Annotated in this window: 21 protein-coding genes; 19 read left to right on the top strand and 2 right to left on the bottom strand. The window is 72.3% G+C overall.

Features of this window, described 5'->3' with window-relative positions; genetic code table 11:
* Positions 1-156: 156 nt before the first annotated feature.
* From OUQ99_RS22720 to OUQ99_RS22655, 14 genes are all read left to right on the top strand, one after another.
* Entirely contained in the window at positions 157-1,605 is a 1,449-nt protein-coding gene (locus tag OUQ99_RS22720) for a UDP-N-acetylmuramoyl-tripeptide--D-alanyl-D-alanine ligase (RefSeq protein ID WP_267945822.1), read from the top strand.
* Positions 1,602-2,675 (top strand): phospho-N-acetylmuramoyl-pentapeptide-transferase, encoded by a 1,074-nt coding sequence (gene mraY, locus OUQ99_RS22715; protein ID WP_267945821.1) that lies wholly within the window; start codon positions 1,602-1,604, stop codon positions 2,673-2,675. Before OUQ99_RS22720 ends, mraY begins: the two co-directional genes overlap by 4 nt.
* Before the next feature lie 5 nt (positions 2,676-2,680).
* Complete coding sequence (gene murD, locus OUQ99_RS22710; RefSeq protein WP_267945820.1) at positions 2,681-4,153, top strand: UDP-N-acetylmuramoyl-L-alanine--D-glutamate ligase; 1,473 nt, start codon at positions 2,681-2,683, stop codon at positions 4,151-4,153.
* A 164-nt stretch (positions 4,154-4,317) separates the two neighbouring features.
* Positions 4,318-5,742 carry a putative lipid II flippase FtsW gene (gene ftsW, locus OUQ99_RS22705; RefSeq protein ID WP_378551837.1) on the top strand — a complete coding sequence of 475 codons (1,425 nt, stop codon included), beginning with the start codon at positions 4,318-4,320 and terminating at the stop codon, positions 5,740-5,742.
* Positions 5,739-6,899, top strand: coding sequence for an undecaprenyldiphospho-muramoylpentapeptide beta-N-acetylglucosaminyltransferase (gene murG, locus OUQ99_RS22700; RefSeq protein ID WP_267945819.1), 1,161 nt, complete (start codon positions 5,739-5,741; stop codon positions 6,897-6,899). Before ftsW ends, murG begins: the two co-directional genes overlap by 4 nt.
* A complete protein-coding gene (gene murC / locus OUQ99_RS22695; RefSeq protein ID WP_267945818.1) occupies positions 6,896-8,362 on the top strand; it encodes a UDP-N-acetylmuramate--L-alanine ligase in 1,467 nt (488 codons plus the stop codon). Before murG ends, murC begins: the two co-directional genes overlap by 4 nt.
* Positions 8,363-8,388: 26 nt before the next feature.
* On the top strand, positions 8,389-9,117 hold the full coding sequence (locus OUQ99_RS22690) for a cell division protein FtsQ/DivIB (protein WP_267945817.1): 729 nt from the start codon (positions 8,389-8,391) through the stop codon (positions 9,115-9,117).
* A 505-nt stretch (positions 9,118-9,622) separates the two neighbouring features.
* Complete coding sequence (gene ftsZ / locus OUQ99_RS22685) at positions 9,623-11,098, top strand: cell division protein FtsZ (protein WP_267950453.1); 1,476 nt, start codon at positions 9,623-9,625, stop codon at positions 11,096-11,098.
* A 137-nt stretch (positions 11,099-11,235) separates the two neighbouring features.
* Positions 11,236-11,955 (top strand): peptidoglycan editing factor PgeF, encoded by a 720-nt coding sequence (pgeF, locus tag OUQ99_RS22680; protein WP_267945816.1) that lies wholly within the window; start codon positions 11,236-11,238, stop codon positions 11,953-11,955.
* Positions 11,956-12,111: 156 nt separating this feature from the next.
* Positions 12,112-12,840, top strand: a complete 729-nt coding sequence (locus tag OUQ99_RS22675) for a YggS family pyridoxal phosphate-dependent enzyme (RefSeq protein WP_267945815.1) — start codon at positions 12,112-12,114, stop codon at positions 12,838-12,840.
* A gap of 136 nt (positions 12,841-12,976) precedes the next feature.
* Positions 12,977-13,504: a cell division protein SepF gene (locus OUQ99_RS22670; protein ID WP_267945814.1), complete on the top strand. Its 528-nt coding sequence runs from the start codon at positions 12,977-12,979 to the stop codon at positions 13,502-13,504.
* 39 nt (positions 13,505-13,543) lie between these two features.
* Positions 13,544-13,831 carry a YggT family protein gene (locus tag OUQ99_RS22665; RefSeq protein ID WP_267945813.1) on the top strand — a complete coding sequence of 96 codons (288 nt, stop codon included), beginning with the start codon at positions 13,544-13,546 and terminating at the stop codon, positions 13,829-13,831.
* A gap of 134 nt (positions 13,832-13,965) precedes the next feature.
* Positions 13,966-14,844 (top strand): DivIVA domain-containing protein, encoded by an 879-nt coding sequence (locus tag OUQ99_RS22660; protein WP_267945812.1) that lies wholly within the window; start codon positions 13,966-13,968, stop codon positions 14,842-14,844.
* A gap of 69 nt (positions 14,845-14,913) precedes the next feature.
* A complete protein-coding gene (locus OUQ99_RS22655; RefSeq protein ID WP_267945811.1) occupies positions 14,914-16,683 on the top strand; it encodes a hypothetical protein in 1,770 nt (589 codons plus the stop codon).
* Positions 16,684-16,782: 99 nt separating this feature from the next.
* Here the strand turns inward: OUQ99_RS22655 and ileS are convergent, their stop codons facing one another.
* A complete protein-coding gene (gene ileS, locus OUQ99_RS22650) occupies positions 16,783-19,983 on the bottom strand; it encodes an isoleucine--tRNA ligase (RefSeq protein ID WP_267945810.1) in 3,201 nt (1,066 codons plus the stop codon).
* Positions 19,984-20,349: 366 nt separating this feature from the next.
* Here ileS and OUQ99_RS22645 point away from each other — a divergent pair, with 366 nt between their 5' ends.
* The 4 genes from OUQ99_RS22645 to OUQ99_RS22630 all read left to right on the top strand — a co-directional run bounded on the left by OUQ99_RS22645 (position 20,350) and on the right by OUQ99_RS22630 (position 22,731).
* Positions 20,350-20,610, top strand: coding sequence for a hypothetical protein (locus OUQ99_RS22645; protein ID WP_267945809.1), 261 nt, complete (start codon positions 20,350-20,352; stop codon positions 20,608-20,610).
* A 176-nt stretch (positions 20,611-20,786) separates the two neighbouring features.
* Positions 20,787-21,197, top strand: coding sequence for a TraR/DksA family transcriptional regulator (locus tag OUQ99_RS22640; protein WP_267945808.1), 411 nt, complete (start codon positions 20,787-20,789; stop codon positions 21,195-21,197).
* Between the two features lie 29 nt (positions 21,198-21,226).
* Positions 21,227-21,808, top strand: coding sequence for a signal peptidase II (lspA, locus tag OUQ99_RS22635; protein WP_267945807.1), 582 nt, complete (start codon positions 21,227-21,229; stop codon positions 21,806-21,808).
* Positions 21,805-22,731 (top strand): RluA family pseudouridine synthase, encoded by a 927-nt coding sequence (locus OUQ99_RS22630; protein WP_267945806.1) that lies wholly within the window; start codon positions 21,805-21,807, stop codon positions 22,729-22,731. The genes lspA and OUQ99_RS22630 overlap by 4 nt, the downstream gene beginning before the upstream one ends.
* 9 nt (positions 22,732-22,740) lie before the next feature.
* Here OUQ99_RS22630 and OUQ99_RS22625 read toward each other — a convergent pair whose 3' ends face one another.
* The gene (locus tag OUQ99_RS22625) at positions 22,741-23,760 is read right to left on the bottom strand and encodes a DMT family transporter (protein ID WP_267945805.1); all 1,020 of its coding nucleotides are present in this window, start codon (positions 23,758-23,760) and stop codon (positions 22,741-22,743) included.
* Between the two features lie 73 nt (positions 23,761-23,833).
* Here OUQ99_RS22625 and OUQ99_RS22620 point away from each other — a divergent pair, with 73 nt between their 5' ends.
* A complete protein-coding gene (locus OUQ99_RS22620) occupies positions 23,834-24,739 on the top strand; it encodes a LysR family transcriptional regulator (RefSeq protein ID WP_267945804.1) in 906 nt (301 codons plus the stop codon).
* Positions 24,740-24,753 lie beyond the last annotated feature (14 nt).

Below are 24,753 nucleotides of genomic sequence, written 5' to 3'. Positions count from 1 at the left end.
ACGGTGGCGCCCATGGCGTAGCCCGCCGACGCGGCCCCGGTGAGCCGGCGCGGCACCGCGCGCACGGCATCCGCGGTGCCATCCCCTGACCTGACTCCGGCCGGTGGCCAACAGCCCCTGTGGTGCCGTGGGCCGGGCCTGACATGAGGAGTGGATTTGATCGCGCTCACGCTCGATCGGATCGCTGAGATCACCCAAACCGCCATCGGCGGATCAGCGCGCCCCGACGCCGTCGTCGACGGTCCCGTAGTCATCGACTCGCGGCAGGCAGCGCCAGGCGCGCTCTTCGTCGCCCTGACCGGGGAGCACGTCGACGGACACGATTTCGCCGGACCCGCGGTCGCGGCCGGGGCGACGGCCGTCCTGGCCTCCCGCCCCGTCGCGGCCCCGCACCTGCTGGCGGAGGGGGGCGACGACGGGGTCGTCGCCGCCCTGGCCCGGCTCGCACGGTACGTGGCGCGGGAGCTCGGCGACGTCCGGCGCGGAGCGGAAGCGGCCGAGGTCGTCGCGGTCACCGGGTCCTCCGGCAAGACCACCACGAAGGACCTCATCGCCCAGGTCGTCGGCGGGCTGGGCCCGACCGTCGCCCCGGCCGGCTCCTTCAACAACGAGATCGGCCACCCGCTCACCGTGCTGCGCGCCGACACCGGTACCCGCAACCTGGTCCTGGAGGTCTCCGCGCGCGGCGTCGGGCACATCGCCCACCTGTGCGAGGTCGCCCCGCCCAGGATCGGCGTGGTCCTCAACGTCGGCAGCGCCCACATGGGCGAGTTCGGCGACCGCGACACCATCGCCAAGGCCAAGGGCGAGCTGGTCGAGGCACTGCCGCCCGGCTCGGCGGACCGCGGTTCCGGCGGTGTCGCGATCCTCAACGCCGACGACCCCCGGGTGAGCGCGATGGCGTCGCGCACCCGGGCCAGGGTCGTCACCTACGGACAGGGCGAGGACGCGCACGTGCGCGCCACCGACGTGGTCCTCCGGGACTCCGGCGCCCCCTCCTTCACACTCCACCTGGGCGGTCGCACCGCCCCGGTGAGGTTGGCGCTCGTCGGCGCGCACCAGGTGCACAACGCCCTGGCCGCCGCCGCCGTCGCCGACGAACTCGGTATGGACATCGACGCCGTCGCCGCCGCCCTCGGCGCCGCGACCCCGGTCAGCCGGTGGCGGATGGAGGTCACCGAACACGACGGTGCCACGCTCGTCAACGACGCCTACAACGCCAACCCCGAGTCCGTGCGGGCCGCGCTGACCACACTCGAAGCGCTCGCCCGCAACCGCCGTTCCATCGCGGTGCTCGCCCACATGGCGGAGCTCGGCGAGGACGGAGGAGCCGAACACGAGCAGATCGGCGAGCTGGCCGCCCGCACGGGCGTGGCCCACCTGATCGTGGTCGGAGAGGCGGCCGAGGGCATCGCCGTCGGCGCCGAACGCGCTGCCCGGCAGGGGCAGTGGCGGGGTGAGTGCATCCGGGTCGCGGACGCAGGGGCGGCCGCGGCGGCGCTGCGCGAACGCATGCGCACAGGAGACGTCGTCATTGTGAAGGGATCGCGGGTGGCAGCGCTCGAAAGGGTTATCGACCTCATCACCAAGGGTGATGTCCAGTGATCGGCATCTCCATCGCGGCGGCGCTGTCGCTCATCGTCTCCATGGCGTTGATGCCGCCGCTCATCAAACTGCTGTACCGGTTCAAGTTCGGCCAGGAGGTCCGCGACGACGGACCCGAGGGCCACAAGACCAAGCAGGGCACGCCCACCATGGGCGGCATCGTCGTCATCCTCGGCGCGGTGGTGGGCTACTTCGGTTCCCACCTGGTGCTGTGGCTGGTGCAGCCCTCCTCGACGGGGCCGACCGCCTCGGGCCTGCTCGTGATGTTCCTGTTCGTCGGCATGGGCTGCGTCGGCTTCCTCGACGACTTCATCAAGATCTACAAGCGCCGCAGCCTCGGCCTGCGCAGCGGCGCGAAGATGGTCGGCCAGGCCGTCATCGGCATCGGCTTCGCCTACGGGGTCACCCAGTTCCCCAACGGGTACGGCTACACCCCCGCGGCGCCCAGCCTGTCCTTCCTGCGCGACTTCGGGCCCCCGCTGATGCTGGGCCTGTTCATCCTGTGGGCGCTCTTCCTCATCGTCGGCTTCTCCAACGCGGTGAACCTGACGGACGGCCTGGACGGCCTCGCGACCGGCGCGACCATCCTGTCCCTGGTGGCCTACGTCATCATCGGCAACTGGCAGCTGCGCCAGTCGTGCGTGTCCTACCTCTCGGACAGCTGCTACACGGTCCGCGACCCCCTGGACCTGGCCGTGGTGGCCGCCGCGGCGCTCGGCGCGTGCATCGGCTTCCTGTGGTTCAACGCACCGCCCGCCAAGATCTTCATGGGCGACACCGGCTCCCTGGCGCTGGGCGGCCTCATCGTGGGCCTGGCCATCACCACCCGCACGCAGCTCCTGCTGCTGCTCATCGGCGGCCTCTTCGTCATCATCACCATGTCGGTGATGATCCAGATCACGTCGTTCCGCCTCACCGGCAAACGCGTGTTCCGCATGGCGCCGCTCCAGCACCACTTCGAGCTCAAGGGGTGGGCCGAACCCACCATCGTGATCCGCTTCTGGATCATCCAGGGCCTGTTCGTGGCGATCGCCATCGGACTCTTCTATCTCGAATGGATGCCAAGGTAGAAGGCATGCCGCACCACTCTTCCGACACACAGCCCGGTCCCGCCGCCGACCCCGCACCGAGCGGGGCCGGCCTGGAGGGACGGCTGGTCTGCGTCGCCGGTCTGGGAGTGTCCGGGCCCCCGGTCGCCAGGGCGCTCCTGGCCCGCGGGGCCCGCGTGGTCGTCGTGGACGGCCGCGACGACGACACCGTCCGGCCGGTCGCCGCCGAACTCGCCGACGCCGGGGCCGAGGTGGTCCTCGGCGGGACCCCGCTGCCCGAGGGCTGCGACCTGGTCGTCACCTCGCCCGGCTGGCGCCCCGACTCCCCGCTCCTGGTCCGGGCCGCCGAGGCCGGGACCGAGGTGATCGGCGACGTCGAGCTGGCCTGGCGCCTCAAGCCCGCGGACCAGGTGTGGCTCGCCATCACCGGGACCAACGGCAAGACCACCACCGTGCGGATGCTGGAGGCGATGCTCCGCGCGGACGGCCGGGACGCGCTCGCCGTCGGCAACGTCGGCACGCCGATCGTCGACGCGGTCCTGCCCGACGCCGACGGCCACGTGCACGACGTGCTGGCCGTGGAGCTGTCCAGCTTCCAGCTCCACTGGTCCAGCAGCGTGCGCCCGCACGCCGCCACCGTCCTCAACGTGGCCCCCGACCACCTGGACTGGCACGGCGGCCTCGACCCCTATGCCCGGGCCAAGGGCAGGGTGTTCGCGCCCGGGACGATCCGGGTCGCCAACACGGCCGACGCCTGGTCGGTCCGCCTGGCGGAGGAGGACGGCGACCCGTACGCCCCGCTCGTCGGCTTCCGGCTGGACACTCCGAGGGCCGGCGAACTGGGAGTGGTCGAGGACCTGCTCGTCGACCGCGCCTTCTGCGCCGACCCCGGCAGCAGCGCCGAGGAGCTGGCCACCCTCGCCGACGTCCGCCCGGCCGCGCCGCACAACGTCGCCAACGCCCTGGCCGCGGCGGCGCTGGCCCGCTCGATCGGCGTCGCGCCGGCGTCGGTGCGGGCCGGCCTGGCCGCGTTCCGGCCCGAGCCCCACCGCATCGCGCACGTGGCCTCCGTCGGAGGCGTCGACTACGTGGACGACTCCAAGGCGACCAACCCGCACGCCGCGGCGGCCTCGCTCGGGGCCTACGCGTCCGTGGTGTGGGTCGCCGGCGGCCTGCTCAAGGGCGCCGCGGTCGACGACCTGGTCGCCGCGGCGGCCGGCCGGCTGCGGGGCGCGGTGCTGATCGGCGCGGACCGGGCCCGGCTGCGCGAGGCCCTGGCCGAGCACGCCCCCGCCGTCCCCGTGGTCGAGGTCGAGGGCCCGGCCCCGGACGCGCCCGAGGGCCACACGGTGATGGACGCCGTGGTCGCCGAGGCCGCGGCCATGGCCCGCGAGGGCGACACGGTGCTGCTGGCCCCGGCCGCCGCGTCCATGGACATGTTCACCAACTACCCCGAGCGCGGACGCCTGTTCTCCGAGGCCGTGAACCGCCTGCCCTGAGTGACCGGACGCCGCCCGTACGTGACGAAGTCCGCGCGGGCGGCGTCCGCTGTGCCCACCGCCACCCGGCCGGCCGCCAAAGATGGCCAACACGCGGGAAATGTCCACGGTTCCCGACCCGGGCGTGCGCCAGTATTGAGGCGCGAATCGTGCGGAGGGTGTGGATGGCGACGACAGCGGTTCCAGGAATGGCCCGGGCCAAGGCGAGGACGGACGCCGGAGGGCGCGGGCACGCCCTGTGGCGTGAGTGGGCCAGGTCCCTCGACCGCCCCCTCACCTCCTACTACCTCATCCTGGGCACGGCGGTCCTCCTGATCGCCCTCGGCCTCGTCATGGTGCTGTCCTCCACGATGGTCAAGTCCATCACCGAGACCGGCTCCTCCTTCTCGCTCTTCCAGAAGCAGCTGGTGTCGGCCGTCGTGGGCCTGCCCCTCATGATCCTGGCCTCGCACATGCCCCAGGCGCTGTTCCGCCTGGTCGGCTACCCCACCATGATCCTCTCGGTGGCCCTGCTGCTGCTCACCGTCTTCCAGGGCGTGGAGGTCAACGGCGCCACCCGCTGGCTGGACGTCGGCGGCCTGGTCGTGCAGCCCTCCGAGCCCGCCAAGCTCTCCTTCGCCCTGTGGGGCGCCAACATCCTCGCCCGCAAGGACGAGCTGCGCGAGCTCACCGAGTGGCGGCACCTCCTCATCCCGCTGCTGCCAGGGTGCGGGCTCCTGGTGCTCCTGGTCCTCCTCGGCTCCAACCTCTCCACCGCCCTGGTGTTCCTCATTACGTTCCTGGGCCTGCTGTGGGTGGTGGGGGCGCCGGGCAGGCTCTTCGTCACCATGTTCGGCCTCGTCCTGGCCCTCGCCGTGATCGTCATCGCGATCGAGCCCTACCGGATGGCGCGCGTCACCTCCTTCCTCGACCCCGGGGCCGACCCGCTGGGCTCGGGCAACCAGTCACTGCACGGCCTCTACGCGCTGGGCACCGGGGGGATCTTCGGCGTCGGCATCGGGGCCAGCCGGGAGAAGTGGGGGTTCCTCCCCTTCGCCGAGTCCGACTTTGTCTTCGCGATCATCGGGGAGGAGTTCGGCCTGATCGGGACCCTCCTCGTGCTCGCCCTGTTCGGCGTGCTCGGCTACGCGGGCCTGAGGGTGGCCACCCGGGTCAAGGAGCCGTTCCCGCGCCTGGCCTCCTTCGCGATCGTCACCTGGCTCATGGGACAGGTCATGATCAACGTGGGCGCGGTCATCGGGCTCCTGCCCGTCACCGGCGTCCCCCTGCCCCTGGTCTCCTACGGAGGTTCGTCGCTGATCACCACCATGGTCGCCCTCGGCGTGCTCCTCGCGCTCGCCAAGGCCGAGCCCCAGGCCGCCAGGGCGCTGGAGGCCCGGGGTCCGAGTCAGGTACAAAGGGCTCTAAGCTGGCTGGGCCTGGAGAACTTCGTGGCCTCGATGAACAACCGGGGCGGAACGGCCTCCAGGCGCGTCGCCGCAGGACGGGGTCCGCGTACGCCGGGCCCCCGTGGCGGCAGGACAACGGCCAAGCACAGGAACGGACCGGTCCCGGCGGGTGACCGGCCAAGGAGGAATCGGCAACGATGAGGGTAGCCCTCGCCGGAGGCGGCACGGCCGGGCATATCGAGCCCGCGCTCTCCCTAGCGGACGCGCTTCGACGCATCGACCCCAGCACGGAGATCCTCTGCCTGGGAACCGAGCGGGGTCTGGAGACCCGGCTGGTGCCCATGCGCGGCTACGAGCTGGGCCTGATCCCGGCGGTCCCGCTGCCCCGCAAGATCACCCCGCAGCTCCTCAGCGTCCCGGGCAAGCTCGCCGGCGCGCTGAGCGCGGCGGGCGAACACCTGGACCGGTTGCAGGCGGACGTCATCGTCGGCTTCGGCGGCTACGTGGCCACCCCCGGCTACCTGGCGGCGCGCCGGCGCCGGATCCCCATCGTCGTGCACGAGGCCAACCCCCTCCCGGGCCTGGCCAACCGGCTCGGCGCGCGCATGACACCGCACGTGTTCACCGGACACCCCCACACCCAGATCCGCAACGGCCGCTTCGTCGGCATCCCCCTGCGCCAGCAGATCACCACCCTCGACCGGCTCGCCATGGGCGACAAGGCGCGCACCTACTTCGGCCTGCGCCCCGACCTCCCCACCCTGCTGATCTTCGGCGGCTCCCAGGGCGCGCAGCGCCTCAACGAGACCGCGTTCGCCTCCCGTGACGCCTTCCGCGACCGGGGCGTGCAGGTCCTGCACGTCGTCGGCCCCAAGAACGCGGAGGAGCCCCAGGACCTCACCCAGGCGGGCGTGCCCTACGTGGCCGTCCCCTACGTGGACCGCATGGACATGGCCTACGCCGCCGCCGACGTCGCCATGTGCCGCTCCGGTGCGATGACCTGCGCCGAGCTGACCGCCGTCGGCCTGCCCGGCGCCTTCGTCCCGCTGGCCATCGGCAACGGCGAGCAGGCACTCAACGCCGAGCCGATCGTCCAGGCGGGCGGGGGCCTGATGATCAACAACGCGGACATCTCCGTGGAGTGGATCGTCGACCAGCTCATCCCGCTGCTCACCGACACCGACCGGGTCGTGGCCATGTCCGAGGCCGCCGCCCGGATGGGCCGCCGCGACGCCGACATGGCACTCGCCCGCGAGGTCATGGCCGTCGCCCGCGGCGACCGCCCCACCCCCGAGATCCCCCTGTCCGACGACGACGGCGAGGACGCGTTCTACGACGACGGGAAGGACGCCCGATGAGCCTGGTCCGCCCGACCGAGCCGGTTCCCGTCGACAAGCTCGGCCGCACCCACTTCATCGGCCTGGGCGGGGCCGGCATGTCCGGCATCGCCCGGGTCCTGCTCCAGTCCGGGGTGGAGGTGTCCGGCAGCGACGCCCGCGACAGCGACACCCTGCGCGAGCTGGAGCAGATGGGCGCCGACGTCCACGTCGGCCACGCCGCGGGCAACCTCGGCGCCGCCGAGACCCTCGTGGTCTCCTCCGCGATCCGCGAGGACAACCCCGAACTCGTCGAGGCCCGCCGCCGCGGCCTGCGCGTCCTGCCCCGGGCGGCGGCCCTGGGGGCGCTCCTGCTGGGCCGCGAGGGCATCGCTGTCTCCGGCACCCACGGCAAGACCACCACGACCTCCATGGTCACCGTGGTGCTCCAGCACCTGGGGGTCGACCCCGGCTACGTGATCGGCGGAAAGCTGGTCACCACCGGCCTGGGCGCCGACGCCGGCCTGGGCGAGGTCATCGCCGTGGAGGCCGACGAGAGCGACGGCTCCTTCCTCATGCTCTCCCCGAAGGTCGCCGTGGTCACCAACGTGGAGGCCGACCACCTCGACAACTACAGCGGCATCGAGGAGATCCACGCCAACTTCGCGGCGTTCGTCGACCGTGTCGGACGCACCCTGATCGTCGGGATCGACGACCCGGGCGCCCGGCAGGTCGCGGAGCTGGCCCGCGAGCGCGGCAAGAAGGTCCTGACCTACGGCGAGGCCGAGGACGCCGACTACCGGGTCACCCGGGTGCGCGCCCGCGGTTTCACCACCGAGTTCACGATCCGCACCGCCGGGGGCGAGCCCATCGACGGCACGCTCGCCGTCCCCGGTCGGCACAACGTGCTCAACGCCGCCGCGGCCGTCGCCGTGGCGGACGAGCTCGGCCACGACCTGGAGGTCGCGGTGGAGGGCATCGCGGACTTCGCGGGGGCCGCGCGCCGCTTCGAGATCAAGGGCGAGGCCGGTGGCGTCGCCGTCTACGACAGCTACGCCCACCACCCGACCGAGATCGAGGCCGACCTGAGGGCCACGCGCGCCGCGCTGGACTCGTTCGCCGAGGACGCGGGCGAGGCGGGGGGACCGGCGCCCGGGGGCAGGGTCGTCGCCCTGTTCCAGCCGCACCTGTACAGCCGTACCCGCATCTTCGCCGAGGAGTTCGCGACCGCGCTGGGCCTCGCGGACGAGGTCGTGGTGATGGAGGTCTACGCGGCCAGGGAGGACCCCGAGCCCGGGGTCACCGGCGAGCTGATCACCTCCCGCGTCCCCCACGACCGGGTGCGGTACGTGCCGGGTCGCGAGGAGGTCGTGCGGACGGTGGCCGGGCTGGTCCGGCCTGGCGACATCGTCCTCACCATGGGCGCGGGGGACGTGACCGAGCTGGGGCCGCTGATCGTGGACACGATCGCCGAGGCGGCCGACGAAGCGCCCGGAAGCCGGTAGGCGCAGGAGAGAAGAAGAGGACACGGGTGAGCGCGGACGAGGGCGGGGCGGCGGACGGGGCCGCACCACGGGGAGGATCCGATCCGTGGAAGGTCGCCTTCGTGGCGCTGCTCGTGGTGGCGCTGGTCTGCGTGGTCACCTGGGTGCTGCTCGGCTCCCGCCTGCTGGTGGTCCGCGACGTCGCGGTCACCGGGCTGGACCGGATGTCGCCGCAGGAGGTGGTGTCCGCGGTGGACGTGGCCACCGGAACCCCCCTGGTCAGGGTCGACCTCGACCGGAGCCGCGCCCGTGCCGAGTCCCTCCCGCTCGTGGAGGAGGCCACGGTGCGACGCGGCTGGCCCGCGACCCTGGAGGTCGAGGTGGTGGAGCGCCAGCCCGTGCTGGCCGTCCCCGTGGGGGAGGAGTACCGGCTCGTGGACGGCGACGGCGTGCGCATCGAGGACTCGAAGACCCGTCCCGGCACCCACCCCGTGGTCAGGGTCACGGGGGAGGTCGAGGGCAACGAGGCGGTCCGCGCCGCCGCCGACATCGTGGAGGCGGCGCCCGACTCGCTGATCGCCCAGATCCAGCTCATCGACGCCACCGACCCCGGGGCGATCACCATCGCACTCGGCAACGGCTCCACGGTGGAGTGGGGGACGCCCGAGGGGACCGCGGACAAGAGCGACGTCCTGCGCGTGCTGCTGCGCGAGCACCCGCCCGAGGAGGGGCGCGTCTACGACGTCGGAACCCCCGATCTCGCCATCGTACGGTGAAGAAGTACCCAGCTCCAGGCAAAGGAAGAGGCGTGGCACGGAAAGTCGAACCGCCGCCCGGCGGGCCGCGCAGCGCGCCCGCGAGGGGGTTCCGGACGGACTCCCGGGCATCCGGCGGGGACATTCCAGACGCGACGCGCCGAGTGCGCACATCGCTTCCTTGCGTTATACGCCGTTAGGCTGACCTCGTCATCGGTTGCCCGTGGGCGGCGGTCCGCTTACTGTCGGGAAGCACAGCCAACGTCAACAAAGCAGCAAAACACGCTTTTCGGGGTACGCAGGAACCGTTTTGCTCCGCTCCTACAGCGGATCGCGCCAGCCCTCCCCGGGCAGGATCGCAACGGCTCCGGTGACCCCGGGTCCCCGGACAAACGCGTCGAGAACGCCGTCGCAGGGACCCGAAACGCACACTGTAGAACCGGATGCCGGTCCGGAGGCGTACCCGGTGGCGAGAGCCACCGGAGCGTTCACGGAACGGCGTATGCGAGCGGAAAGGCCCCTCGTCGTGGCAGCACCGCAGAACTACCTCGCGGTCATCAAAGTCGTCGGCATCGGCGGCGGCGGTGTCAACGCCGTCAACCGAATGATCGAAGAGGGGCTCAAAGGCGTCGAGTTCATCGCCATCAATACCGACGCCCAGGCGCTGCTGATGAGTGACGCCGACGTCAAGCTCGACGTCGGCCGAGAGCTCACACGCGGCCTGGGAGCCGGAGCCAACCCCGATGTCGGCCGCCAGGCGGCCGAGGACCACCGGGAGGAGATCGAGGAGGTCCTCAAGGGGGCCGACATGGTCTTCGTCACCGCTGGTGAGGGCGGCGGCACCGGCACCGGGGGCGCTCCCGTCGTCGCCAACATCGCCCGCTCCCTGGGAGCCCTCACCATCGGCGTGGTCACCCGCCCCTTCGGCTTCGAGGGCAAGCGGCGCGCGACCCAGGCCGAGTCGGGGATAGCGATGCTCCGCGAGGAGGTCGACACGCTCATCGTGATCCCCAACGACCGGCTGCTGTCCATCTCCGACCGCCAGGTCAGCGTGCTGGACGCCTTCAAGGCGGCGGACCAGGTGCTGCTCTCCGGTGTGCAGGGCATCACCGACCTGATCACCACGCCGGGCCTGATCAACCTGGACTTCGCCGACGTCAAGTCGGTCATGTCCGGGGCGGGGTCGGCGCTGATGGGCATCGGTTCCGCACGCGGGGACGACCGGGCCGTCGCGGCCGCGGAGATGGCCATCTCCTCGCCGCTGCTCGAAGCGAGCATCGACGGCGCCCACGGGGTGCTGCTGTCCATCCAGGGCGGCTCCGACCTGGGCCTGTTCGAGATCAACGAGGCGGCGCAGCTCGTCGCGAACTCGGCGGCCCCCGAGGCCAACATCATCTTCGGCGCCGTCATCGACGACGCCCTGGGCGACGAGGTGAGGGTCACCGTCATCGCGGCGGGGTTCGACGAACCCGAGGTCACCGGACCCGTGGTCCGGGAGCGGCAGCCGGTGGACCCTCCTGAGGCCGTCGCCCACACCGCGGGCTCCGCGTCGCGCAGGGAGCAGCAGCCCACCAGGGTGACGCCCCCCGCCGGTGACGCGGGCGGGACGGCGGCCACCTCCATGCCGTGGATCACGCCCTCCCGCCCGGAGCGGACCGAGCCGGAGGCGGCGTCCGCGCAGATGCCGCCGGTCCGGTTCCCGTCCGAACCGGAGCCCGTCCGTCAGGAGCAGGCCCCGGTCGAGCAGCCGCGCACGGAGACCCCGGCCCACGGCTCGGAGTCCCACGCCTCCTACGAGGCGCCCGCCCCGGCGGGGTCCTCCGAGGAGGGGCGGCCCGCGGGGGAGCGGGAGGAGCCCTCGCAGCACGGCGAGGTCCAGTCCGGCCCCGTCCACGCCGTCTCCGACTCCACCGCCGAACGGCGGGGGGACGTGCCCACGCCCCGCCGCCGGGTCATCTTCGACGACCCCGACGACCTGGACGTGCCCGAGTTCCTGAAGTAGCGCACCACCGTCCCGGTACCATCGACGTGTCAGCGGCCCCGACCCATGCGGCGGGGCCGTCGCCGCCCCCGGGGAAGCGCGCGCCGGCCGCGCCGGCGCCGTCCCGGCGGGCCGAGGGAAGGACCGCGGTCACACGGATGGGCAACGTCATCGATCTGGGGCACGGCGTGCGTGCCGCCGTCACCGAACGGCACGGCGGGGTCAGCGCCCCGCCGTACGACTCGCTCAACCTGGGGCTGGGCTCGGGCGACGTGCGGGAGGCCGTCCTCGCCAACAGGCGGACCGCCGCCGCCGGCCTGGGGTTCGACATCGACCGGGTCGTGTGGATGAACCAGGTGCACAGCGCCGACGTGCTCGTCGCGGACGCGCCGGGTGGGGCGGGTACCTGCGACGGGGTCGTCACGACCCGCCCCGACCTGGTCCTGGCCTCGATGGCCGCCGACTGCCTGCCGGTCCTGGCCGCCGACGGCGAGGCGGGTGTCCTGGGAGCCGCGCACTCGGGCCGCCTCGGGACGGCGAACGGCGTGGCGGCCAACCTCGTCGGGTCGATGGTCGGCCAGGGGGCCCGTGCCGACCGCATCACCGTCTTCCTCGGTCCGGCCATCTGCGGCAAGTGCTACGAGGTGCCCCCGGAGGTGCAGGCCGAGACGGCCAGGGACACCCCCGAGGCCGCCTCCACCACCCGGAAGGGCACCACGGGGGTGGACATGCTCGCGGCCGTCACCGCCCAGCTGCGGCGGGCCGGTGTGACCGACGTCCGGGCCGACGGCCGCTGCACCCTGGAGAGCCCTGAGCTGTTCTCCCACCGGGGCGGCGCGCCGACCGGAAGATTCGCCTCGTTCATCTGGCGTTCCTGACTGTCGTACCGGGCCGCCAGGATGGCTTTCGGAACCCGCCGGAACCGCCAGGGACCTCCCCTCCTGCGGTGACGCGTCCGAAACGCGGGCCCCACGACCCCCGGAGACCGCATCGGACCCCGGGGACCCACCCGACGGGGAAAGAGAAGGAGCACCGTGCCACACGTCGACCCAGCTCGCGTCGAGCAGGTCCGCGCCAACCTCGCGGCCGTGCGGGCCAGGATCGAGCAGGCCTGCGCGCGCGCCGGCCGCGCGCCCGAGGAGGTGTCGCTGGTCGCGGTCACCAAGACCTATCCGGCCGACGATGTGCGGATTCTCGCCTCCCTGGGTGTCCGCGACGTCGGCGAGAACCGGGACCAGGAGGCCGCGCCGAAGGCGGCGGAGACCGCTGACCTCGGCTTGACCTGGCATTTCGTCGGGCAGTTGCAGACCAACAAGGCACGCTCCGTGGCCTCCTACGCCGACGTCGTGCACTCGGTGGACCGCACCAGGCTGGCCCGTGCGCTGGGGGAGCGGGCGGCGGCGGCCGGACGTGGTCTGACCTGCCTCGTCCAGGTGAACCTCGACGACGACTCGCGGGCCGGCGTCATCGGACCGCGCGGCGGGGTCGACCCGGAGGACGCGCTCGCGCTCGCCGCCGACATCGAGGCGCACGAGTCGCTCACACTCGGGGGCGTGATGGCGGTGGCCCCCCGGGGGGGCGACCCGGCCGAGGCCTTCGCCCGCCTCCACGGGGTGGCGAGTCGTGTCCGTGATCGTTATCCTCTGGCGACGGTGATCTCGGCGGGAATGAGCGCGGACCTCGAATCGGCGATCGAGCGAGGAGCGACACACGTGCGACTCGGTACGGCGTTGCTCGGCAACCGCGGACCGATCGTGGGGTAATGTCCCCACATAGACCTTGGAACCCGTCTGTGGAGTTCGCCCGAAAGGGCGCCCCACCCCGTGGAACGCGGGGACGGCGGGCCAGTACGGAGGAGTCGGCTGCGGTGAAGGCCGCGGGGACGACGGAGGACATGAGATGGCCGGCGCGATGCGCAAGATGGCGGTCTACCTCGGCCTCGTGGAGGACGACCGTTACGATCACCGCTATGCGGACGAATATGATGAGTTCGACGATTTCGACGAGGCCGTGGAGGAGCAGCGCGATCGCGCTGCGGATTCTCCGCGTGGCGAGGAAACACGAGGCACCGCAGTGACGGACACCGGCGACTACCTGAGTACAGGTGAACGACGCGGTGGAACGACCACGACTGCCTCAACCGCCGACCTCGCTCGGATCACAACGCTCCATCCGCGCACCTACAACGAGGCGCGTACGATCGGAGAGCACTTCCGGGAGGGCACACCGGTGATCATGAACCTGACCGAGATGGTCGACAGCGACGCCAAGCGTCTCGTCGACTTCGCGGCTGGTCTGATCTTCGGTCTGCATGGCAGTATCGAACGCGTGACCAACAAGGTGTTCCTGCTGTCACCGGCCAACGTCGAGGTCACCGCCGAAGACAAGGCCCGGATCGCCGAGCGAGGGTTCTTCAATCAGAGCTAGACCATCACACTTGTCCAGAGATTGGGTCGGGGAACGACCGTGAGTATCGTCGTTGCAGTGCTGCTCTTCGCGCTACAGCTGTTCGTTTTCGTGCTGATCGCGAGGGTGGTCCTGGAGATGGTGCAGTCCTTCGCCAGGACGTGGCGGCCCACCGGGTTCGTCCTCGTCCTCGCGGAGATCGTGTACACCGTCACCGACCCGCCACTGAGGTTCCTGCGACGGTTCATCAAGCCGGTGAGACTGGGGAGCGTCGCACTCGACCTGAGTGTCCTCGTCCTCTTCATCATCGTGTGGATCTTGATGGCTCTCATCGGGAGCCTCGCCTAGCAGGGAAGGGGCGCGGGGGCAAGTATCGGGTCCCCGGTTCCGTTATGTGGTCTTGGTCATGATCTGGATTGCCGTAAGGTCACGATCAGGTAGCGTCCCTACGGACAGACTCCAAGCGCGCCAAGGAGACGAACATGCCGCTGACACCCGCCGATGTGCGGAACAAGCAGTTCAGTACGACCCGGCTCCGGCCAGGGTACGACGAAGAAGAGGTCGACGCCTTTCTCGACGAGGTCGAGTCCGAGCTCGACCGCCTGATCCAGGAGAACGAGGAACTGCGCGGCAAGCTGGCCGAATGCCTGCGGGGCAAGGTGCCCAACGCCGGCATGCAGGACTTCCAGCAGCCCCAGGACCAGGCGCCGGAGCCCCAGCAGCACGAGCAGATGCGCCCGGAGCCCGTCCAGCAGCCGCAGGCCGTCGAGCCGCAGCCCCCGGTCCAGCAGCAGATGCCGATGACCGGCGCGAACATGGGGATGGGCGGTGAGGAGAACATGGACACGGCCGCCCGCGTCCTCGCCCTCGCCCAGCAGACCGCCGACCAGGCGATCTCCGACGCCCGCCGTGAGGCGGACGAGACCCTCGGCCGCGCCCGCCACGAGTCCGAGGACATCCTCGGCAAGGCCCGCCGCCAGGCGGACCAGATCATCGGTGAGGCCCGGGCACGGTCGGAGAACCTCGACCGCGACGCCCAGGAGCGCCACCGCCAGGTCATGGGCAGCCTGGTGCAGCAGCGCGAGGAGCTGGAGCACAAGGTCAACGTGCTCAAGGACTTCGAGCGCGAGTACCGGAGCCGTCTGAAGGACTACTTCGAGCGCCAGCTGCGCGAGCTGAACGAGGAGGGCAAGCCCGTCGAGCCGAACCCGAACACCACGGGCGGCTTCCAGACGATGGCTCCGCAGGCCGGTGGCGCCCCCGCTCTCCAGCACGGCCCCGGCGGCAACCCGTTCGGTCAGCCCGAGCCCGCCCAGCACGGTGGATTCCACCCGGGTGAGGCTCCGCACGAGCGTCGCTAGACCAGCGGCATTCGGCTCCGAACAACTGAAGACTCCGGATACAACACGTGTAAAGGCCCTGGTCGACCCGTGATCCTTAGCATCCTCGCAACCGTGGCGGTGCTGGCGGCCATCGCCGTCATCGCGGCTGCCCTGGCCCTCGCCGAGACTGTCCTGGTGTACATCGCACTCGGACTGGCCGGCGCCAGCGTCCTCCTCCTCCTGGGGGGCATGGTCCAGGGACGCATCGCCGAGAGCAGGACGGGTCGCCCCGGAACGGACGGTTTGGGGAAGTCGTCCGTCCCGACCGGCGCCGCCACCCCGGCGGCGACGGCAGCGGGCCCCCACGTCGTGCCGGAGTACTCCGGGCGCGTTCCCGTACCGGCCCAAGGGCCGGTACGGGAAGCCCCCGCGCAGGACACGCCCGTCTGGGCGGCCGCGGACGACGCCGGGCACGGGGAACCGGAGTACGACGTCCCCCGCTGGCAGACCCCCACCGCGCACGAGTGGCCGGAACCGGACACGGCGCCCGCCGGGAGCACCGTCCGCGCGGGATCCCCGGCCGAGGCCGACCCCGCGGCTCCCGCCTCCGAGGCGCGGACGGACGGGGAACCGGCCGACACGGCGGTTACCGCCGACATCCCCGAGGCCCGTGAACGGGCCGGTGAGGACGGAGGGGCTCCCTCCCGCCTCCACACGGGGGACGACGGGCCCGAACTGGACCCCGCCCCCTTCACCTACAGCATTCCCGGTCAGGGCTCCTCCCACGAGGACGGGGCCGCTCCGGTCGACGCGACCGCGGACCCCGACAACGGGGTCGCGGGCGCCGGGGCCCCCGAGGCGGACGCCTTCTCCTACCGGATCCCCGGCGAGGCGGACCGGAGCGAGCGGGCGGAGGACGACCCGGAGACCGGCGACCCGGACACGGAGCAGGCCCCGGCGCCCGACGTCTCCGCGGACGGAGACGGGGAAGCCCGCCCGGACGCCGACGAGGCCCTGCGCGCCGAGCAGGCCGTGGAGCACGCGGAGGCCGACTCCGAGCGCGGCGAGGACGAGCCCGCGACCGGCGGGGACGCCGGACCCGGGTCCACGGCCGCCGGCGAGGGCCCCGACACCGAGCCCGACACGGACGACACCGCGGCGCAGGGGGAGCGCGAGCACGCCTCCTCCGAGGCGGAACCCGTACCCTCGGCGCACACCGACACCGACACCGACACCGACACCGACACCGACACCGACACGAACGTGTCGGCGGAGGCCCGCGCCCCGGAGGCGCAGGACGCGGACGCCGACCCCGTGCCGGAGGACGGCGGGCGCGTCGAGGACGCTCCCGCCGCCGGTACGGGCGGCGCAGCCGAGGCCGCGGACACCGGGGACCCCGCCCCTGAGGCGGAGTCCGCAGACGACGCGGACGGGGCCTTCACCTACCGCCTGCCCGGCCGGGGCGACGCCGCGGAAGAGGGGGCCGACGAGGCGGAGAGCGACCGGGAGACCGCGGACACCGGGCGGACGTCGGCGTTCAGCTACCGGCTCCCACAGCCCGAGGACGGCGGGGCGGTCGCGGAGCGGTCCGACCGGGACGGCGACGATGACGAGGAGGGCGCCCCCGCGGCCGACGGCACCGCCGACGCGGGCGACCCCGACACCACCCCCGCGCCCACCCGTCCGGAGCCGGAGGGCGATACGGCCGACGGCCCGGGGGCCGGGGACGCGGAGCCGGACGGGAGCGAGCGGCCCGCCAAGGCCGAGGACGAGGACGCCGAGGACGACCACGCCGTCGCCTACGCGGCCGTTCTCGACGGGGACACCGACCTCGACGGCGGCAAGGACTCGGACAAGGACCCCGACAAGGTCCACTGACCCCGACGCACGCGAACGGGCGCCGCCCCCGGGGGGGACGGCGCCCGTTCGCGTCGGGGCCCGGTCCGGCGGCCCCGGGGCCGCCGGACCGGAAGAGGCCTAGGCCTTGCGGAAACCGAAGGCCACGCCGAACTCCTCGGAGGAGGCGGTGTGCAGGTCCCGTGCCATCTCCCCGGCGGTGAACGCGTCGGCCAGCACCTCGCCGGCGATCGCCTCACCGTGCTCGGTGAGCGCCAGTTCGGTGGTCTCGTCCGTGGCCGTCCACCACACCTCGATGCGGTCGGACACGTCCAGGCCGCTCTTCTTGCGGGCGTCCTGGAGCATGCGGACCATCTCCCGGGCCAGACCGGCGCGGCGCAGCCGCGGCGTCAGCTCCAGGTCCAGGGCGACGGTCTCACCGGCCTCGGACGCCACGGCCCAGCCCTCCCGGGGCTGCTCGGTCACGAGCAGCTCGTCGGCGCTGACCTCGACGGGCTCGTCCTCGACCCGCACCCGCGCCCAGCCGCTCTCGCGGACCTGTTCCACCAGGGAGGCGGGGTCGGCGGCCTCGATGGCCTTGGCCACCAGCGGGGTGCGCTTGGCGAACCGCTTGCCCAGCGCCCGGAAGTTCGGCTTCACGATGAAGTCCACCAGGTCGCCGCCCACGGAGGACAGCGCGTCCAGCGACTCCACGTTGAGCTCGTCGGACACCTGGTCGCGGAGCTGCTCGGGCAGGCCGGCGAAACCGGCGGCGCCCACCAGGGCGCGGGCCAGCGGCTGCCGGGTCCGCACGGCGGAGTCCACCCGGGCCGACCGGCCCAGCTCCACCAGGCGGCGGGCCAGCGCCATCTGCTGCGACAGGTCCGGGTCGACGAGGTCCTCGCGCACCTCGGGCCACGACGCCAGGTGCACCGACTCCGGCGCGTCCGGCCGGCGTACCGACGCCCACACGTGGTCGGTGAGGAACGGCACGATCGGCGCCATCAGCAGCGTGACGGTCTCCAGGGCCTCGAACAGCGTCGCGAACGCGGCGGCGCCCTCGGGGGTGTCCGCACCGCCCCAGAACCGGCGGCGGGAACGGCGCACGTACCAGTTGGACACGTCGTCCACGAAGGCCGTCAGACGGCGTCCCGCGGTCGTGGTGTCGAACGAGTCCAGCGCCGCCGTGACGTCCCTGACGACCTCGTTCAGCTCCGAGAGCAGCCACCGGTCCAGGAGCGGGCGGTCCTCGGGGGCGGGGGCGTCCGCCAGCCGGGAGTGGTCCCAGCCCCCGCCGGCGTTCGCGTACAGGGTGAAGAACGAGACGGTGCTGTAGTAGGTCAGCAGCACCTTGCGGACGATCTCCTCCAGGGCGGAGTGGCCGACCCGGCGGGCGGTCCACGGCGAACCGCTCGCCAGCATGAACCAGCGCAGCGCGTCGGCGCCGTGCTTGTCCATGACCGAGATCGGCTCCATGACGTTGCCCAGGTGCTTGCTCATCTTCCGGCCGTCCTCGGCGAGGATGTGGCCGAGCACGACCACGTTCTCGAAGGAGTTGCGGCCGAACACCAGGGTGCTCACCGCCAGCAGGGAGTAGAACCACCCGCGGGTCTGGTCGATCGCCTCGGAGATGTACTGCGCCGGGAAGTTGTCCCGGAAGGTCTCCTCGTTCCGGTGGGGCGCCCCCCACTGGGCGAACGGCATGGAGCCGGAGTCGAACCAGGCGTCGATGACCTCGGGGACGCGGCGGGCGACCCGCTGCTCCTCGGGCAGGGACGGGTCCGCGTCCGGGTCGGGGATGACGATGTCGTCCACGAAGGGGCGGTGCGGGTCCAGGGAGGACAGGTCCCGGCCGCTGAGGCGGCCCAGCTCCTCCAGGGAGCCCACGCAGATCTGGCGGCCGTCGGGGAACTCCCAGATCGGCAGCGGGGTGCCCCAGTAGCGGTTGCGGGACAGCGCCCAGTCCACGTTGCCGCGCAGCCACTCGCCGAAGCGGCCCTCCTTGACGTTCTCCGGCACCCAGTTGGTGACGTCGTTCTGCGCCAGGAGCTCGTCCTTGACCGCGGTGGTGCGGATGTACCAGGACGGGACCGCGTAGTACAGCAGCGCCGTGTGGCAGCGCCAGCAGTGCGGGTAGGAGTGCTCGTAGCTCAGGTGGCGGAAGAGGAGCCCGCGGTCCTTGAGGTCGCGGACGAGCGTCTTGTCGGCCTCCTTGAAGAACACCCCGCCGACCAGAGGCAGGGGGGACTCGAAGGTGCCGTCCGGGCGGACCGGGTTGACCACGGGCAGGCCGTAGGCGCGGCCCACGAGCATGTCGTCGGCGCCGAAGGCGGGCGCCTGGTGGACCAGGCCGGTACCGTCGTCCACGGTGACGTAGTCGGCGAGCACCACGTAGTGGGCGGGCTCGTCGAAGGGCACCAGGTCGAAGGGGCGCTCGTAGGTCCAGCGCTCCATCTCCTCGCCCCCGTAGCTCTCGCCCGTGAGCTCCCAGCCCTCGCCGAGGACCTTGTCGAAGAGCGGGCGGGCCACCACGAGGCGCTCGTCGCCGTCGGTGGCCACCACGTACTCCACGTCCGGGTGCACGGCCACGGCGGTGTTGGACACCAGCGTCCAGGGGGTGGTCGTCCAGACGAGCAGCGAGGTCGGGTGCTCGGGCGAGGCGAGCGGACCGGAGGTCACGGGGAAGCGGACGTACACCGACGGGTCGGTGACGGTCTCGTACCCCTGCGCGAGCTCGTGGTCGGACAGGGTCGTGCCGCAGCGCGGGCAGTACGGGCTGATCCGGTAGTCGCGGACCAGCAGGCCCTTGTCCCAGATCTGCTTGAGGGCCCACCACACGGACTCCACGTACTGCGGGTCCATGGTGCGGTAGGCGTCGTCCATGTTCACCCAGTAGCCCATGCGCTCCGTCATGGTGGTGAACGCGTCGACGTTGCGGAGCACGGACTCGCGGCAGCGCTCGTTGAACTCGGCGATGCCGAAGGCCTCGATGTCCTTCTTGCCGGACAGGCCGAGCTCCTTCTCCACGGCGACCTCCACGGGCAGGCCGTGGCAGTCCCAGCCCGCCTTGCGGTCCACGTGGTAGCCGCGCATGGTGCGGAACCGGGGGAACACGTCCTTGAACGCGCGGGCCTCGACGTGGTGCACGCCGGGCTGGCCGTTGGCCGTGGGCGGGCCCTCGTAGAAGACCCAGTTGGGGCCGCCGCGGGTCTGGTCGAGCGAGCGCTGGAAGACGTCCTCCTTCGACCAGCGGCCGAGGACGTCCCGCTCCATGGCCGGCAGGTCGATCTGCGCGGGGAGCTGGGGCAGCGGTCGGGATGCGGGCCGGGGGTCGTTGGCCACGGTCGTACCTTTCCATCAGGGTCGTTCCTGACGGAGGGACGAGGCACGGGCCCCGCGGTACCACCCTCCTTGGACCGCGAGCGCGCCGCAGGGCGCGCGTCGGTAGGGTCCCACTTCGTTGCTCTGTGCCGGTTCTACTGGAGCCGCCCGCGCGGGCGGGCCCGTTCTTCCGGCGGTTCCGGGGTGATCTTCGCGCTGGTCGTGCCCCCGGGCTCGCACCGCCCCCGGGTCGCTTGGGCGGGCCAGGCCTTCTAGGCTGTGATCCGTCCGGTCGGGGCCAGCGCTACTCGTCCCCATCGACACCTGGAGCCAGGATAACGCAGCGCGGCGCTTCCGCCGTGCGCTCTTGTGACGGAGGGGGCCGCTGTGGCGGAGGACGTGAGGGGTGCGGTCCTCGTGACCCTGTCCGACCGGGACGACGCGGTGGAGCTGGCGGAGCAGCTCCTGGAGCAGGGCTACGAGCCGTGCCGCGTGCACCGGGACATGCTCGCGGGCGAGGACGACGCCGAGGACGCGGACTGGGTGATCGAGGTGCTGACCGGCCCCCACGGCGGGCCGGCCGTCTTCGACGAGCCGCACCTGGCCGCGTTGGCCGAGGACTACGGCGGTTTCGCGGCCGCGGAGTAGGACCCGCCGCCCCTGTCGCGCCGGGCGGGGGCCGCCGCAGCGGCGCACCGTCCCGATCATTGCCTTGCACCGTGGGATTGCCTAGGCTTCGCGGCACCGATCACGGCACCGCCCGGGGGAGGACCCGCAGGTCGGCGAGGTCCGGGGTGTGCCGAACCATCTGGGAGGGGAATGCGATGAAGGCCACCGAAGCCTCCATGCTGCCGGTCCTGCCGGGGGAGGACCCCTGGACCACGGAGGAGCTGACCGGGATCCGGCGAAGGCTGGAGGAGGAGATCGCGGTCGCGCGGCGGGAGATCCGCGAGGCGGAGGACGCGCTCGCCGACCGGCTCACCGACCCGGTGGACGGCGCCGGGGACGACCCCGCGGACGCCGGGGCGAAGACCTTCCAGCGCGAACATGATCTGGCGTTGGCCTACAATACTCGTGACCTGCTCTCCAAGAGCGAGCGGGCGATCGAACGGATGGACGCGGGAACATACGGGGTCTGTGAGTCATGCAGCCTGGCCATCGGGAAGGCGCGACTTGAGGCCTTTCCGCGCGCCACCCTGTGCGTCACCTGCAAACAGCGCGAGGAGCGTCGCTGACTGAGGTAGAGCCCTCCGGGGACAGCAACATGACCACGTCCGACACGACCGGTGCGCGCCCGCGCAGGTACCTTCTCCTGCTGCTGGTCGCAGCCGCCGCGATCGTCGCCGACTTCCTCACCAAGGAGTGGGTCCTGGCGACCTTCTCCCAGGGCGAGCGCGTCGACGTCGTCGGCAGCCTCCTCCAGTTCACGCTGGTGTACAACACCGGCGCCGCGTTCTCCATGGGCACCGACTTCACCTGGGTGTTCACCTGCATCGCCAGCCTCGTGGTCATCGCCATCGGGTACATGGGGCTGCGGGTCCGCAGCGTCTGGTGGGGAGTGACGCTCGGCCTGATGATGGGCGGCGCCGCGGGGAACCTCGTGGACCGGTACTTCCGGGAGCCGGCGCCCTTCCACGGCGCGGTCGTCGACTTCATCAGCGTCGGGAACTTCCCGGTCTTCAACATCGCCGACTCGTGCGTGGTCGTCGGGGCGTGCCTGGTGGTGGCGCTGACCTTCAAGGGCCTCAACCTGGACGGCAGCGTCGTCGAGGAGGAGTCCTCGAAGAAGGACGACAAGGGTTCCGGGCCCCACCCGGACGACACCACCGAAGGGAAGGGCCAGTGAGCGACACACGCAGCCTGCCCGTGCCCGACGGCCTGGAGGGCGACCGGCTCGACGCGGCCATCGCCCGCCTGTTCGGCCTGTCCCGCACACGGGCCGCCGAACTCATCCTCGACGGCAGCGTCCTGGTCGACGGGTCCGAGGCGGGCAAGTCCGACCGGGTCCAGGCCGGGGCCTGGCTGGAGATCACCCTCCCGCCGCCGCCCACGGCGCCCGTGCCGCGCCCCGAGGCCGTCCCCGGCATGCGGATCGTGCACGAGGACACCGACATCATCGTGGTGGACAAGCCCGTCGGCGTGGTCGCCCACCCGACGGTCGGCTGGACCGGGCCCAGCGTGCTGGAGGGCCTGCTGGCCTCCGGCGTGCAGCTGGCGACCAGCGGCGCCGCCGAGCGCCAGGGCATCGTCCACCGGCTGGACGCCAACACCACCGGCCTCATGGTGGTCGCCAAGAGCGAGACCGCCTACAGCGTGCTCAAGCGGGCGTTCAAGGAGCGCACCGTGGACAAGCGCTACCACACGCTGGTGCAGGGGCACCCCGACCCGCTCCGCGGCACGGTGGATGCGCCCATCGACCGGCACCCCGCCGGCGACGGCCGCTGGGCCGTGGTCGCGGGCGGCCGTGCGTCGGTGACGCACTACGACACGCAGGAGGCCTTCCGGGCCGCCAGTCTCCTGGAGATCCGTCTGGAGACGGGCCGCACCCACCAGATCCGGGTGCACATGGCCGCGCTGCGCCACCCGTGCGTGGGCGACACGCTCTACGGGGCCGACCCCACCCTGGCCGAGCGGCTGGGCGTGCGGCGGCAGTGGCTGCACGCCGTCCGGCTGGGCTTCGAGCACCCCACCGAGCACCGCCCGGTGGAGTTCTCCAGCACCTACCCCGCCGACCTCGAAGCGGCGATCGACGTGCTCCGCGAGGACTGACGGCGCCGTTCACGCGAAGGGGCGGCGGGCCCGGGCCCGCCGCCCCTTCGCGTGCGGTCGGGGCCCGGGCCGCGGCGGCGCGACGCGGCGGACGCGGACGACGCCCTGGCACAGGGCGGCCCCCAGGACGACGACCACCGCTCCCAGCGGCTGGTTCCAGGTCAGGGTCTCGCCCATGAGCGCGATCCCGGCGGTGATCGCCACGACCGGCGCCACGTAGGTGACGGTCGTGGCCACGGTCGCCCCCGCCTCCCGCACGATCGCGTACTGGAGGATGTACGCCACCCCCGTGCCGAGCACGCCCAGGACGGCCACCGACGCCACCACCTGCCAGGTCACCCCGGTGGGCGCCTCGGTGAGGAACGGGACGAGCAGCGCCAGGGGCAGGGAGCCGAGGAGCAGCTGGAGCGAGCTCAGCTCCAGGGCCCCGTGGGAGCTGCCCGCGACGAAGCGGCGCAGGTAGGGGGTGCCGATGCCGTAGCAGGCCGTCGCGCCCACGACGAACAGCATGCCGACGACGGCGTCGCGGTCGCCGGCGGCCACCTCGCCCAGCGTGTTCCACACCCCGAAGACGGTGAGCACGCCGAGGAAGCCGATCCCGAGCCCGAGGACCCTGTCCCGGTCGGGGCGCTCGTCCGAGAGCAGCGCCATCGAGAACACCACGCCGAACAGGGGCGTCGCGGCGTTCACGATCCCCATCAGGGCGGAGGGGATGAGCTGTGCGGCGTACCCGAACAGGGTGAAGGGGACCGTGTTGAGCAGCAGCGCCGCCACGAACATGTGGCCCACCAGGCGAGGAGAGGTGGGGAGGCGCCCGCCGCGCAGCAGCACGAGCGCCAGCAGGGGGAGCGCGCCCGCGGCCATGCGGCCGAGCGCGAGCTGCGCGGGGGACAGCGCGCTCGCCCCGACCTTGATGAAGACGAAGCTCATACCCCAGATCAGGGCGAGGAGGGCGAACTTGGCGCGCCAGTCGGAGAGCGGGTGCGGCGGGGGGCCGGACGTGGTCGCGGCGGAGGGGACGGCGGTCATGGGATGTTTCTATCCTGCACCGACGCATTAGGACTACTTCGTATTTCTTAAGGCGGAGGTTAGGCTTGCTTACATGCTCAGCGTCGACCGTCTCCGGGTCCTCCACACCATCGCGACGCACGGCTCCCTCACCGCCGCCGCCGAGGCCCTCCACGTCACCAACTCCGCCGTCTCCCAGCAGCTCACCAAGCTCGAACGCGAGGTGGGCCAGCCCCTCGTCGAACGCAACGGCCGGGGCGTACGCCTCACCGACGCCGCCGAGCTCCTGGTCGAGCACACCGCGAAGATCCTCTCCCTGGTCCACCGGGCCGAGGCGGATCTGGAGGCGCACCGCGACGACGTCACGGGCCACCTGCGCCTGAGCGCCACCCCCACGGCCGTCCGGGGACTCCTGCCCCACGCGCTCACCTCCCTGCGCGAGGCGCACCCGGGCCTCCAGGTGGAGCTCCACGAGGAGGAGCCCCACGAGAGCGTGCCCTCGATGGCCCGGGGCGACGCCGACCTCGCCATGGTCATCGACTGGGTCGGCTCCCCGCTGGCCCTGCCCGCGGGGATGAGCCGGGCGCCGCTGCTGGAGGACGTCGGCGACATCGCCCTGCCCGCCGACCACCCCCTCGCCCACCGCGAGCTCCTCGAACCGGAGGAGATCCTCGACCTGCCCTGGATCAGCTGGTCGCGCGGGTCGATCTGCGACGACTGGCTCCACGGCATGATCCGGGCGCGCGGAGGCGAGCCCCGCGTCATCCACAACGTCGAGGAGCACCAGACCAAGCTGGCGCTCATCGCCGCCGGGATCGGAGCCGCCGTCATGCCACGGCTGGGCCGGGGGCCCCTGCCGGACGGGGTGCGGGTGGTGCCGGTGCAGCCCGCGCTGGTCCGGCAGGTGTACGCGTTCTGGCGCACCGACGCCTCGCGCCGCCCCGCGATCCGGGCCGCCGTCCGCGCTCTGCGTGAGGCCGCGGCCGCCTACGCGGACTGAGACCGGGGCCTTCC

This window comes from Streptomonospora nanhaiensis (genome assembly GCF_026642255.1).
GTDB classification, from domain to species: Bacteria; Actinomycetota; Actinomycetes; order Streptosporangiales; family Streptosporangiaceae; genus Nocardiopsis; species Nocardiopsis tropica.
This window is presented reverse-complemented; position numbering and strand designations above follow the sequence as displayed.